Origin of the sequence: Nocardia cyriacigeorgica (assembly GCF_029868385.1) — a bacterium.
Classification (GTDB): Bacteria; Actinomycetota; Actinomycetes; order Mycobacteriales; family Mycobacteriaceae; genus Nocardia; species Nocardia cyriacigeorgica_F.
The window spans coordinates 117,466-131,104 of the sequence record NZ_JARWNX010000039.1 but is presented as its reverse complement, the minus strand read 5'-3'; the positions used below and the strand labels follow the sequence as shown (position 1 = coordinate 131,104).

10 protein-coding genes are annotated in these 13,639 nt (G+C 66.9%); all 10 read right to left on the bottom strand.

What is annotated here, in order from left to right:
• Positions 1 to 19 precede the first annotated feature (19 nt).
• Positions 20 to 3,544 carry a DNA-directed RNA polymerase subunit beta gene (locus QH168_RS09965; protein ID WP_280234231.1) on the bottom strand — a complete coding sequence of 1,175 codons (3,525 nt, stop codon included), beginning with the start codon at positions 3,542 to 3,544 and terminating at the stop codon, positions 20 to 22.
• Positions 3,545 to 4,013: 469 nt separating this feature from the next.
• Complete coding sequence (locus tag QH168_RS09960; RefSeq protein ID WP_280234230.1) at positions 4,014 to 4,796, bottom strand: hypothetical protein; 783 nt, start codon at positions 4,794 to 4,796, stop codon at positions 4,014 to 4,016.
• Between the two features lie 11 nt (positions 4,797 to 4,807).
• Complete coding sequence (locus QH168_RS09955; protein WP_280234229.1) at positions 4,808 to 5,632, bottom strand: hypothetical protein; 825 nt, start codon at positions 5,630 to 5,632, stop codon at positions 4,808 to 4,810.
• 22 nt (positions 5,633 to 5,654) lie between these two features.
• Positions 5,655 to 6,896 carry an MlaD family protein gene (locus QH168_RS09950; RefSeq protein WP_280234228.1) on the bottom strand — a complete coding sequence of 414 codons (1,242 nt, stop codon included), beginning with the start codon at positions 6,894 to 6,896 and terminating at the stop codon, positions 5,655 to 5,657.
• Positions 6,893 to 8,122 carry an MCE family protein gene (locus QH168_RS09945; protein WP_280234227.1) on the bottom strand — a complete coding sequence of 410 codons (1,230 nt, stop codon included), beginning with the start codon at positions 8,120 to 8,122 and terminating at the stop codon, positions 6,893 to 6,895. The genes QH168_RS09950 and QH168_RS09945 overlap by 4 nt, the downstream gene beginning before the upstream one ends.
• Positions 8,119 to 9,348, bottom strand: coding sequence for an MCE family protein (locus QH168_RS09940; RefSeq protein ID WP_280234226.1), 1,230 nt, complete (start codon positions 9,346 to 9,348; stop codon positions 8,119 to 8,121). Before QH168_RS09940 ends, QH168_RS09945 begins: the two co-directional genes overlap by 4 nt.
• Entirely contained in the window at positions 9,348 to 10,358 is a 1,011-nt protein-coding gene (locus QH168_RS09935; RefSeq protein WP_280234225.1) for an MCE family protein, read from the bottom strand. Before QH168_RS09935 ends, QH168_RS09940 begins: the two co-directional genes overlap by 1 nt.
• Positions 10,358 to 11,437, bottom strand: coding sequence for an MCE family protein (locus tag QH168_RS09930; protein ID WP_280234224.1), 1,080 nt, complete (start codon positions 11,435 to 11,437; stop codon positions 10,358 to 10,360). Before QH168_RS09930 ends, QH168_RS09935 begins: the two co-directional genes overlap by 1 nt.
• Positions 11,434 to 12,786, bottom strand: a complete 1,353-nt coding sequence (locus QH168_RS09925) for an MCE family protein (protein WP_280234223.1) — start codon at positions 12,784 to 12,786, stop codon at positions 11,434 to 11,436. The genes QH168_RS09930 and QH168_RS09925 overlap by 4 nt, the downstream gene beginning before the upstream one ends.
• On the bottom strand, positions 12,783 to 13,547 hold the full coding sequence (locus tag QH168_RS09920) for an ABC transporter permease (protein WP_432421070.1): 765 nt from the start codon (positions 13,545 to 13,547) through the stop codon (positions 12,783 to 12,785). The genes QH168_RS09925 and QH168_RS09920 overlap by 4 nt, the downstream gene beginning before the upstream one ends.
• Positions 13,548 to 13,639: the final 92 nt, after the last annotated feature.

The window sequence follows — 13,639 nt, the reverse complement described above, 5'->3', positions numbered from 1 at the left end:
ACGGCATCCGGCCCACCGCCTAGTTCGCCAAATCGTCGACGGTGGCCGCTTCGTTCCTGGACAGGTTGATGCCCAGGTTGGCCGCCGCCCGCTCCAGATCCTCGTCGTCGCCGTCGCGCATCTCGATCGCGGCACCGTCGGAGGACAGCACCTCGACATTGAGGCACAGCGACTGGAGTTCCTTGAGCAGCACCTTGAACGATTCCGGGATGCCCGGCTCCGGAATGTTCTCGCCCTTGACGATCGCCTCGTAGACCTTCACACGGCCAACCACGTCGTCGGACTTGATGGTCAGCAGTTCCTGGAGGGTGTAGGCGGCGCCGTAGGCCTGCATGGCCCAGCACTCCATCTCACCGAAGCGCTGACCACCGAACTGCGCCTTACCACCGAGCGGCTGCTGGGTGATCATCGAGTACGGGCCGGTCGAACGGGCGTGGATCTTGTCGTCGACCAGGTGGTGCAGCTTCAGGATGTACATGTAGCCGACCGCGACCGGGTACGGGAACGGCTCGCCGGAGCGGCCGTCGAACAGGGTCGCCTTACCGTTCTCGTCGACCATGCGGTCGCCGTCACGGTTGGGCAGGGTCGAGCCGAGCAGACCGGTCAGCTCCTCCTCGCGGGCGCCGTCGAACACCGGGGTGGCGATATTCGAATCGGCCGGTGCACCGAGCATCTGCTCCGGCAGGGCGCTCGCCCAGTCGGGGCGGGTGCCGTCGGCGGCCACATCGACCTGCCAGCCCGCCTTGCCGATCCACCCGAGGTGGGTCTCCAGGATCTGGCCGATGTTCATACGACGGGGCACACCGTGGGTGTTCAGGATGATGTCGACCGGGGTGCCGTCGGGCATGAACGGCATGTCCTCGGTGGGGAGGATCTTGCCGATGACGCCCTTGTTGCCGTGGCGGCCGGCCAGCTTGTCGCCGTCCTGGATCTTGCGCTTCTGCGCCACGTACACGCGCACCAGCTCGTTGACACCGGGAGGCAGGTCGTCGTCGTCATCGCGCGAGAACACGCGGATGCCGATGACCTTGCCGGACTCACCGTGCGGCACCTTCAGCGAGGTGTCGCGGACCTCACGGGCCTTCTCACCGAAGATGGCGCGCAGCAGCCGCTCCTCCGGGGTCAGCTCGGTCTCACCCTTCGGGGTGACCTTGCCGACCAGGATGTCGCCGTCGCGGACCTCGGCGCCGATGCGGACGATGCCGCGCTCGTCGAGATCGGCGAGCACCTCATCGGAGACGTTCGGGATGTCCCTGGTGATCTCCTCGGCGCCCAGCTTGGTGTCGCGGGCGTCGATCTCGTGCTCTTCGATGTGGATCGAGGTGAGGACGTCGTCTTCCACGAGGCGCTGCGACAGGATGATCGCGTCCTCGTAGTTGTGACCCTCCCACGGCATGACCGCGACGAGCAGGTTCTTGCCCAGCGCCATCTCACCGTTCTCGGTGCAGGGACCATCGGCGAGGACCTGGCCGGTCTCGACCCGCTGACCCTCGTCCACGATCGGACGCTGGTTGGCGCAGGTGCCCTGGTTGGAGCGGGCGAACTTGCGCATCCGGTAGGACTTGCGGGTGCCGTCGTCGGCCATCACGGTGACGTAGTCGGCGGAGACCTCCTCGACCACACCGGACTTCTCGTTCACCACGACATCACCGGCGTCGACCGCGGCGCGCAGCTCCATACCGGTGCCGACCACGGGGGCCTCGGAACGGATCAGCGGCACGGCCTGACGCTGCATGTTCGCACCCATCAGGGCACGGTTGGCGTCGTCGTGCTCGAGGAACGGGATCATGGCGGTCGCCACCGACACCATCTGGCGCGGCGAGACGTCCATGTAGGTCACCTCGGCAGGGGCGACGTACTCCATCTCCTCGTTGCCCTTACGGGCGAGCACCTTGTCCTCGAGGAAGTTGCCCTCGGCGTCGACCGGCGAGTTGGCCTGGGCGCGGACCTCGCGGTCCTCCTCGTCGGCGGTGAGGTACTTGACGTCATCGGTGACCCGGCCATCGACGACCTTGCGGTACGGGGTCTCGATGAAGCCGAACGGGTTGACCCGCGCGTACACCGACAGCGAACCGATCAGGCCGATGTTCGGGCCTTCCGGGGTCTCGATCGGGCACATGCGGCCGTAGTGCGAGGGGTGGACGTCACGAACTTCCAGACCGGCGCGCTCACGGGACAGACCACCGGGGCCGAGCGCGTTGAGGCGGCGCTTGTGGGTCAGGCCCGACAGCGGGTTGTTCTGGTCCATGAACTGCGACAGCTGGGAGGTTCCGAAGAACTCCTTGATCGCGGCGACGACCGGGCGGATGTTGATCAGGGTCTGCGGCGTGATGGCCTCGACATCCTGGGTGGTCATCCGCTCGCGGACCACGCGCTCCATCCGGGACAGGCCGACCCGGATCTGGTTCTGGATCAGCTCGCCGACGGTACGGATACGACGGTTACCGAAGTGGTCGATATCGTCGACGTCGACCGGGACCTCGGCGCCGCCGGGCGCGGTCATCGCGCGATCACCGGCGTGCAGGCGCACCAGGTACTCGATGATGTTGACGATGTCTTCCTTCGTCAGCACCGAGCTGGTGACCGGCTCACCGAGGTGGACGCCGAGCTTCTTGTTGATCTTGTAGCGACCGACGCGCGCCAGGTCGTAGCGCTTCTCCTTGAAGAACAGGTTCTCCAGCAGGGTCTGCGCGGATTCCTTGGTGGGCGGCTCGCCCGGACGCAGCTTGCGGTAGATGTCCAGCAGCGCCTCGTCCTGACCGGCGGTGTTGTCCTTCTCGAGGGTGGACATCATGATCTCGGAGAAGCCGAAACGCTCGACGATCTCCTCGGTGGTCAGACCGAGCGCCTTGAGCAGCACGGTGACCGGCTGACGACGCTTGCGGTCGATGCGAACACCGACGGTGTCACGCTTGTCGACGTCGAACTCCAGCCACGCGCCACGGCTCGGGATGACCCGCACGCTGTGCAGATCCTTCTCGGTGCTCTTGTCGACGGAGTGGTCGAAGTACACACCGGGCGAGCGCACCAGCTGCGAGACGACGACGCGCTCGGTGCCGTTGATGATGAACGTGCCCTTGTCGGTCATCATCGGGAAATCACCCATGAAGACCGTCTGGCTCTTGATCTCACCGGTGTTGTTGTTGATGAACTCCGCGGTGACGAACAGCGGAGCCGCGTAGGTCATGTCCTTGTCTTTGCACTCATCGATGGAGGCCTTGACCTCTTCGAAGCGTGGGTCGGAGAAGGACAGGGACATCGACCCGGAGAAGTCCTCGATCGGCGAGAGCTCCTCGAGCACCTCCTCGAGCCCACCGACCAGGCCGACGTCGCCGCGGGCAGCTGCCCGCTCACGCCATTCGGGCGACCCGATCAGCCAGGCGAAAGATTCCGTTTGTAGATCGAGAAGCCCGGGGACCGCGAGCGGCTCCCTGAGCTTCGCGAAAGACACCCGCAACGGGGCCCCGGGGATAGACCCCGCAACTCCCGACTTCGAATTGGCGCTTGTCTGGGTGGAGACTGCCAAGATGCGTCCTTCCAGCACCTCACGCGCGTCGCGTGGTGGTCCGCGACCGTCGCTTGTCTGCTACGAATTCCGCTGGTTACAACCCGAACGAAACTCGAACAGGCACCAACGGAAGTAACACCGGAAGGGTGGAACTTTCGTGTGCAAATCGAGGTATGGACAGGAGGCAGCCAGCGCAACGTCCAAACTTACACCTACTGACACGAAGGTGTCAAAGTACCACCCGTGCGAATTCTCGCGTGGCTGGCGCGCCGTGTCCGGCCCACCCCGCTCCGGCCGTGTCCGATTCCGCTGGCTGCGTCGTGAACCACGGTGAGCCGAGTGTCATATGTGACGGATTACCGCCACGGTGACAGCTGCCGCTGCTGTGAATAGCGTGACGGGTCCGGCGAGACTCGTCAAGTGGCAGCACCGGGCCGACAGTCCGCGAGATCGACTGCCCCGCTGTGCTTGTCCGGGCCTGCCGACGGCGCGGATCAGCAGGTCGTCACCGGTCGACGATGTCTTCGGCCAGCCAGCGGCCATCCACCTTCCGCATCTGCAACACCACCGGGCCGGCGACGCTCTGCTGTGCGATGCCGTCCTTCTCGGCACTGACCACGAGGTTGACCAGGACCTCGGCCCGGTCACCGGACAGCAGGGTCACACCCACGGGCTCGACATGGGCTTCGGTGCTGGTCCCGGCCTGTTCGATGGCCGAGATGGTGGTCGAGGCGTAGCTGTCGAGTTCCGCGCGCATCTTGCCGGTGAGCACCTCGGAGACGGCCGCCTGATAGCCGCCGATGTCCTCGACCCGATAGCCGTAGACGGTGCGCAGCGCGTGTTCGGCTGCGGCCCGCACCTCCTCGGTGGCGGCATTGTCGACGAAGGCCGCGTTGTCGTCGGGGACGCCGGGTCGTAGCGCGGCGACGACGGCGAATGCGGCCAGCGCGAGGGCGGCCACACCGGCGGCGACGGGCAGCACCCAGGAGCTGGCGCGGCCGGATCGCGGACGTCGGCGCGGGAGAAGACGGCGCCGGTCACGGCCGGTGGGCGCCGGGCGGGACAATCGGGTCGCGCGGGCCGCCTTCGCGCGCGGGGCACGGTTGGCGTTGGCACCGGCCTTGGCGGTGGGTCCGCTGCCCGCACCGCGCGAACTCGCCGCGCGAGAGCCGGACGCGGTGATCCCCCGAGTGCCTGGCGACGGAGTGCCGGTGCGGCGGACCGTGCGGCTCGGGCGGTCGACCGGGCGGCGCGAGGAGACCTTGTTGACGGGTCGGCGTTCGGCCATCGCTGCTCCTCCTAGGGTTCGGGTGTCGGCTGCGGCGCGGGCCGGGGACCGGCCGGCGCGTCGCTCGGGACCGGCACCGCGCCGGACGCATCGCTACCGGACGCGGGTCCGGTGCCAGGCGCTGCCGGTGCGCCGCCGCCCTGTCCCGGCGGTACCGGGTCGGCGGGGTTCGTTCCGGTGTCGTTCAACGGCACCGGCTGGCCGAGCGAGGCCACCTGTTCGGCCTTCCAGGTGTCGCCGTCCTTGGCCATATCGAGGCTCCAGGTGTACCGGTATCCGGTCGGCCCCTCCCCCGGCTTCGCCTCGGTGACCCGCAACACCACCAGCGCCGATGCCCGGTCGCGCTCCGAGTTCAGTGCGGTCAACGCCGCGCCGAGCACCGTTGATTCCATCCGCACCCCCGCCTGCGTCGCCATCGCCTCGGCCTGCTGCCGATGTTCGGTGGCCGAGGCCAGGATGGGCCCGGTCATCGACGACCGCGCGATCGCCAGCGATCCGGGCACGTCATCGAGGTTCATCGAGGTCATATTGATCGCCGCCTGCTGCGCGGCGTCCAGCGCCGCATCACGCGCCGCCGCGCGCGGGCCATCGGTGAAGTAGGCCGCCCGCACCCACCCCGCGCCGAACCACGCGGCCGCGGCCAGCGCGATCACCAGCGCACCGATGGCGGCCACGGTGACGAACCGCGGCGGACCGCCGCGATCAACCGACCGTTCGCCGGTCTCGCGATCGGCGACCGAAGGCACCGGGTCGACGGAACCGGCGCGGGGACCGCGGTCGTCGGGTCGGGATGGGCGCTCCAGGTTCTCGTCGGGTTCGAGCGGGTCGAGATTCACAGCTACACCTCGCGTCATTCGGTCAGCGTTTCGGCGTTACTCCCAGCAGGGTCGAGAGCTGGACGGCGATCGGAGTCAGGTTGAGCTTGTCCGGGTCGACTTTCGGGTTGTCGTCCCACGGCTGTACGACGGCTGGATCGGCCAGGTCGGCGCGTTCGCCGCCGCGGACGGCGGTCGGATTGCCGAACGGCACGGTGCAGGTGGCCTCGGTATTGAAGGGGAATTCGTCGCGGGTGTCGTCGAAGTCCGGGTTCTGCGCCTTCATCCGGTCGAGAATCGCCTGGGTGCCCTCGTAGCCGACGGTGCAGGCCGGCGGATTGTTGGTCTCCAGCACGAGCCCGAAATGGCTGGTGCCATCGCCGGGCGCGGTGGCCGAGGCGCCGATCGACAGCTGCGGCAGCATCTGGAGCAGCGGTTTGACCGCATAGAACTGCGGGGAGACGGCCAGCAGCAGCGCACGCAGATTCGTCAGATCGGTGGTGAGCGCGGCGCCGCTCTCGTCGAGCAGGGCCCCGATCTGCTGGCCGGCGTCGGCGCCGGTGCCGATCAGTCGGCGCACGGCCGGGTCGCTGGCCCGCAGCTGGGCGGCGAGCTGATCGAGACCGGTGCTGAACTCGCGGATCTCGGCCGATTGGGCGGCCTGGGTACCGAGCGCGATCCGGCCGTCACGGATCAACTGCACGGTCTGTGGCAGGGATTCGCGGAACGTCTCGGTGAAGGTGCGCAACGAATCGAGCAGACCGCGCAGATCGCCGCCCTTACCGTCGAGCGCACGACCCAATTCGGTGACGGTGGCGCTCAGCGCCGTCAGATCGATGGTGCTCGCGAGGGTGTCGACGCTGCCGACCAGCTCTTCCACCGGCACCGGCGTGCTCACCGTGTCGATGATCGACCCGTCCCGCAGATACGGTTCGCCCACGGTGTCCGGTTGCAGATCCACATACTGCTCACCGATCGCCGACCGGTTGGCCACCACCGCCCGCGCCGACGACGGGATCGGTGGTGCGCTCGAATCGATCACCAGCTCGAGCAGCACACCGTCCGCGGTCAGGTCGAGTCCACCGATCCGGCCCACCGGCACCCCGCGATAGGTGACCTCGGCGCCGGTGTACGCGCCGCCGGTGTGCTCGGCCCGCACCAGCACCTCGTACTGGCCGAATCCGAGCATGTGATCGAGCCGGATATAGCGGGCACCGACATAGACCACGCCGAGCACCGCGACGATCGCGAAGGCGATCAGCTGGTACCGCACCATGCGGGTCATCGCCCACCCCCGAATTGCTCGAGCAGCGGCCCGAGCTGCGGCGGAAGTCCCGGCACTCCCGGCTGCCCAGGCGCGGGCACCACCGCCATCGTCGGCGGCAAGGGCAGCAGCGAGACCGTCGGCCAGCCGGGCCGTGGCCCGTTGCCGTCGTAATACGGGTTGGTCGGGTCGACATTCACCGGCGGCCCGATCGGCGGGATGTACACCGGATCGGGTTTGCCGACGCCGAGGTTGCTCAATGTCACGCCGATCTGCTGATCCACCGACAGCCAGGTGTTGACCTGCCCACCGAAGGTGCCCTCCAGGGTCGAATCCGGGAACGGGTAGGTCGGGATCAGCGGCAGCGCGGTCACCAGGTCCGGCGCGGCGCGGCCGAGTTCCTGCAAGGTGGGGCGCAGGGCGCGCAGATCGCGGATGAGATCGTCCTTTGCGGTGTCGATCACCTCGAACCCGGCTCGGCCCACCCGATCCAGCTGGGCGAGCAAGGCGATCAGCTGCGGACGCTGTTCCTCGAGGATGCGGATACCTTCCGGGAGCTCGTCGAGGATCGCGGTGAGCTGACCGGTCTGCGCCGCGACGCGATTGCTCAATGTCTCCAACCCATCGAGGGCCCGCGTGATGTCGTCCACCTGCTCATCGAGCCCACCGATCAGCGTGTTCGCCTCCTCCAGCACCGCGCGCACTCGATCCTCCCGGCCGCCGAGCGCGGTGTTCAGCTCGCTGATGATCGGTTGCAGCTGCGCCACCCCGCCACCGTTGAGCAGCAGCGACAACGCGCCGAGCACCTGCTCCACCTCGGTGGCGTGCCTGGTATTCGTCAACGGGATCACCGCACCGTCGGCCAGCCGTGGTCCCGCATCGGCGCCTTCCGGCGCGGACAGTTCGATGAACTTCTCGCCGAGCAGATTCGATTGCCGTACCTCGGCCGACGCGTTCGCGGGCAGATCGATCGAAGAATTCACCAGGGTGGCGACATTCGCGGTCCAACCGTCCTCGGCGAGGGTGATGCTCTCCACCCGCCCGACCGGCACACCTTCGACCTTCACCGCGGACTGCGGCACCAGATCCAGCACATCGTCGAACCGGATATCGATGTGCATGGGATCGGAGCCCACGTCCGCGCCGCCGGGTAGCGGGATGCTGTAGATACCGTCCGAGGAACACGACCCGAGCAACACTCCGGCCAGCACCACGGCCGCCGCGCCCGCGATCCGGCGACGCATCATCGCCCACCTCCCTGCGAGGGCGGCAGTCGATCCGACGGTGTCCCCGGCACCGTGCCCGGTACCGGGGCACGCTGCTGGTTCTCCCCGCTCAGGATGCCGAAGGGCAGGATCAGCGTCGGAGTCTGCACGCCCGCGGTGATCTGGTCGGCGATGCTCGCGCAGTGTTCGAGCAGCGGCCGCATCTGTTTGCCGATGGCCTCGAACTTCGGGTCGCCCGGCATGAGCTTGCTCAGATCGAGCATCCGGCAGATCGCGCCGAACGGGTCCTGGAGATCGGGGAAATTGGCGCGCATGTCCAGCGTGCCGGATTCGCCGTTATGGATATTGATGAGATTGCTCAACGCCACCGGCAGCACCGGCAACGCCTCGGCCAGGGCGTCCCGGTGGTCGGCGAGAGTCTGGGTCAGGGTGATCAGCGAGTCGGCATTGCCCTGGATCAGCTGGCGGTTGGCATCGATGAACCGGGCCACATCACCGAGCGCGATGGACAGCAGGTCCAGCGCGTTGCCGAGATTCTGCCGTTCACCGGCCAGGAACGACGACAGATCCGCGAGCTGGGTATTGAACTGGCGCACCTGCTGGTCGTTGCGGGCCAGCATGGTGATGAACGACTGGAGGTTCTCGACGGTGTCGAAGATGTCACCGCGCGAATCCGACAGGGTGCGCGCCGCCGCCGACAGTTCGGTGATGCCGTCGGCGATCGCGGCGCCATTGCCCGCCAGGTTCTGCGCCGAGGTCTGCACCAGCTCGTCGAGAGCGCCGTCGGCGTTGGCGCCGTCCGGGCCGAGCGCCTGCGACAGTTCGGTAATGCTGCGGTAGAGCTGATCCACCTCGACCGGGGTCACGGTGCGCTCACGCGGAATCGTCGCGGTGCGCGCCATGGTCGGACCGCCCCGATAGACGGGCGTGAGCTGGATGAACCGATCCGATACGACCGACGGGGTGATCTGGGCGGCCCGCGCATCGGCGGGGATGTCGTAGGAGCGGTCGACGCTCATCACGATCTTCACCTGATCGCCCATCGGCTCGACCGAATCCACCGACCCCACCGGCACACCGAGGATCCGCACATCCGAGCCCTCGTAGATGCCGACCGACCGATCGAAATATGCGGTGATCGTGGTGGTGTGCCACCGGTCGAACAGCCACCACAGCGCACCACCGGCCACCAGCGCGATGACCGCGATCAGTGCGATCGCGATCTTGCCGCCGCGCCGCATCGCCATCAGTTGCCTCCCAGCGTGCGCACGGGCGGGCGATAGCCGGGAATCTCCGGCAGACCGGGCGGCGTGACATTCACGATCACCGCGTCGAACCAGCGTCCGGTGCCGAGCACATTCGCGTAGACCCCGTAGAACGGCGCGGCCAACTCCAGGGTCGTGGCGATATTGCGCTGATTGGCATTGAGCAGATCGATCGCGGCCTGCAAATTCGTCAATGCCGGACCGATCTGTTTCTCGTTATCGGCCACCAGCGCGCTCAACTCGGTCGACACCGTCTGCGCCCCCGCCAGCAGCTGCGATATGGCCTGCTGGCGGATGTTCAATTCGGCGAACAGCTGTCCGCCCGAGGTGAGCAGACGCTCGAATTCGGTATTGCGGTCGGCGAGCACCCGGGTGGTCGTCTTGGTCGCCGCGAACAGTTTGCGCAGTTCGTCATCGCGTTTGGCCACCGTGTTCGACAGCCGGGTGACGCCGTCGATGGCGCCGCGGATATGCGGCGGCGTCGCGGTGAAGGCATCCGAGAGCACCCGCATCGAGGTGGCCAGCTGGGTGGTGTCGATATCGTCGAGGGTGCGCGCGGCATCGCTGAACGCGTCGATCACGTCGTAGGGAGCGACGGTGCGCGACAACGGGATCCGCTCGCTCGGATCGGCCACCCGCGATCCCTGCGGATCCAGCGCCAGATACTTCTGCCCGAGCAGCGTCTTGATCTGGATGGAGGCGGTGGTCTCGTCACCGATCCAGGTGTCTCTGGTACGGAAATCGACCAGCACCCGATCACCGTCGAGCCGCACGCCCGATACCGAACCGACTTTCACCCCCGCCACCCGCACCTCGTTACCGCGTTTGAGACCGGCGGCCTCGGAGAATTCGGCCGTATAGGCAATACCCGCCCCGATGATCGGCAGTCGGTCGAGGAAGAACGCCGACATAGTCACCAGCAGCACCATCACCAGCCCCAGCACGCCGATGAAGGCGGGGCTGCGTTGTCCGAGCAGTACCCGATCGTCCATCAGCGGCCCCCTTCCCCATGGCAGCGCGGCGCGGCATTGGTGTAGAGCGGCTGATTGATCGTCGGCATCCCGGCGGGCAGATTCAGTTGGGGCGCATCGGGGACACCGGGTCCGGCGACGATATCGATACCGCACAGATAGAACTGGAACCAGGAACCGTAACTGCCGACGCGACCGAGCTTTTCCATCTTGATGGGCAGATTCACCAGCGCCTGGTTCACTTCCGCGCTGCGTTCATCGATCACCCCGGTGAGCTGGCTCAGCCCGGCGATGGTGCCCTGGAGCGAGGGTCGGGTCGGCACCAGCAATTCCGAGGTGGCGGTGGCGACGTCACCGAGCGAGGTGACCGCACGGCCGATGGTGTCGCGTTGTGCGGCAAGGCCATCGACCAGCGCCGCGGTATTGACCACGAGCTGATCGAACTGGTCCTCGCGCGCGTTGATCGTGTCGAGCACCTCGGTCAGATCCCGCACCAGCTCCCCGATGACGGCGTCCTTGTCGGCGATCCGGTTGGTCAGGTTCGCGGTGCTGGCGACCAGATCCGCGATGGTGCCCTGTTCACCTTGGAACACCTGAATGATCTCGTAGGACAGTTTGTTCACGTCCTCGGGCTGCAATGTCCGAAACAGCGGCCGGAACCCGTCGAACAGGGTGGTCAGGTTCAAGGCGGGCCGGGTGCGTTCCAGCGGGATGGTGGCGCCCTCGCTCATTTTGCGGCCCTGCTCCCCCGGTCCACGCTCCAGCTCGATATAGCGTTGTCCGACCAAGTTGCGGAAGCGGATGGTCGCGGTGACGGAGGCGGGCAGCCATTCGCGGTCGGTCAGCTCGAATTTCACCTCGGCCACGCGCCGGTCCACGATCGAAATGCCGGTGACCTTGCCGACGCGCACACCGGCGATCCGTATCTCATCACCCGGATTGAGCGAGGTGACATCGGTGAACCTGGCCTTGAACAAGGTCCCGCCGCCGGTGTAGTTGGCGATCGACAGCCCGAGGAACGTCGTCGCCAGCAGCGTGACCACCACGAAGATCGCCAGTTTGGTGAGCGGCCCACCCAGACCGCGCAGCTGCCCCTTCATCGCACACTCACCTCGCTGCCACGGAACGCCGGTGCCGCGATCCTGGTGACCCAGCCCGGCACCCGATCCGGCGAAACCCCCTGCGCGGCACCGTAGATCGCGCCCAATGTGCGCTGTTCCCCCGGCGAGCCCGCGAGGGTCGGAGTATTGCCGGCGGGGAAGACCCCGAACTGCGGCGGCTGCATGGCGCCGATCTGCTGATCACCCGGATTGCGGCTGGGCACCTGATAGGAGCCGTCGTTGTTCGGCCCGCCCGGATACTGTCCGGCATCCACGCCCACCGGGAACTCGGCGAAACAGGCGGGGCCGCGGGTGTCGAGCCAGCGCGGTTCGTCCTGATTGGGCAGGTAGCGGCCGCGGGTGTTGACCAGTTCGATCGTCACCCGCGAGCCGGGCCGATCGGTGCCCATGCCGAAGAGCTGATCGATGCGCGGGCGCATCTGCGCGAAATTGGCCATCGTGCACACATAGGTCGGCGAATAGGTGGCCAGCAGTTCCAGCGCCGGACGGGCGTCGGCGGCGATATCGATGATGTTGTCGTGGTTGGCGATCAGGAAATCGGCGGTCGCGGCCGAGGTGGGCGTCAGGGTGGCCAGCAGGACGTCGATATCGGTGCGGCGCTGCACGATCGTCGCATTGGTGGTGCGCAGATTGTCCAGGGCGTCGATCAGCTGCGGGGCAGCGTCGGCGTAGGTGACGGCGGTCTCGGCGAGGCTGCGCAGCCCCTCGCGCAGCTCGGGCAGCACGGCGTTGACGTCGGTCAGGATGACGTCGAGTCGATCCAGGGTCGCACCGAGCCCCTCACCCTGCCCGGACAGCGCCTGCGACAGCGCACCGAGCGTGGCCGCCAGATCCTGCGGTGGGATCGCCTGCAACAGCGGCAGCAGATCGTCGAGCAGTTGGCTCACCTCGATCGCATTACCGCTCGCATCCTGATGCAGCGTCACGCCCGAGGTCAGATGCTCCCGGCTCGGATCGTCCGGGATCACCAGATCCACGAAACGCTCACCGAACAACGTCTTCGGCAGCAACCGCGCGGTGGTGTTCACCGGAATCTGTTCGGCCCGATCCGGATCAATGGCGAGTTCGAGGGTCACCGCATCGCCCTCGGCGTGACTCGAACGTACCTCGCCGACAGTGACGCCACGCGCTTTGACATCGGCATTGCGGGTCAGCGCGTTGCCGACGCTGTCGGTGATCAGCTGCACGTCGACGGTGCGCACGAACTGCTTGTTGTAAATGGCCACCGTGGTCCACAGAAAGAGCGCGACGAGCACGAAGAAGGCGATACCGAGCAGCCTGTTCCTGGCCTTGGCCGTCGACCGCCACCACCGCACCCGGCTGCTCATCCGGCCACCCGCACCGTCGTCGTGGTACCCCAGATCGCCAGGCTGAGAAAGAAATCCAGCACATTGACCAGCACGATCGCCGCGCGCACCGCCCGCCCCACCGCCACCCCGACACCCGCGGGCCCACCGGTGGCATGGAAGCCGTAATAGCAGTGCACCATGATGATCACGAATGCGAACACCAGCACCTTGAGGAACGAATACAGCACATCCTCTGGTGGTAGGAACAGTCCGAAATAATGGTCGTAGGAACCGCTGGATTGGCCGTTGAACCAGATGCTGATCATCCGCGAGGCCAGAAACGTCCCGAGCAGGCCGACGATATAGAGCGGGATGACGGCGAGAAATCCGGCGATCACCCTGGTGGTCACCAGGAACGGCACGCCAGGCACCGCCATCACTTCCAGCGCGTCGATCTCCTCGGAAATACGCATGGCGCCCAATTGCGCGGTGAAACCACAGCCGACCGTCGCCGACAAGGCCAACGCCGCCACCAGCGGCGCGATTTCCCTGGTGTTGATATAGGCGGTGAGAAAGCCGGTCAGCACCGAACTTCCGAGCGAATCGAGCGCCTTGAAACCCTGCAACCCGACAACCACACCGACCGAACCGGACATGAACACGATGACGCCGATCGTTCCGCCGATCACCGCGAGCGCACCGCTACCGAAGGTCACCTCGGCCAGCAGCCGCATGACCTCCTTGCGATAGTGCACCGCGGTCCGTGGAATCCAGGCAATGGTGCGGGAGTAGAACGACATCTGCTCGCCCGCCCGGTCGATGACGTTCAGCGGCGCGCGTGCGATATTTCCGGCCCGGCGGGCCGTTTTGGCAAGGGCGGGATTGCGGTAGC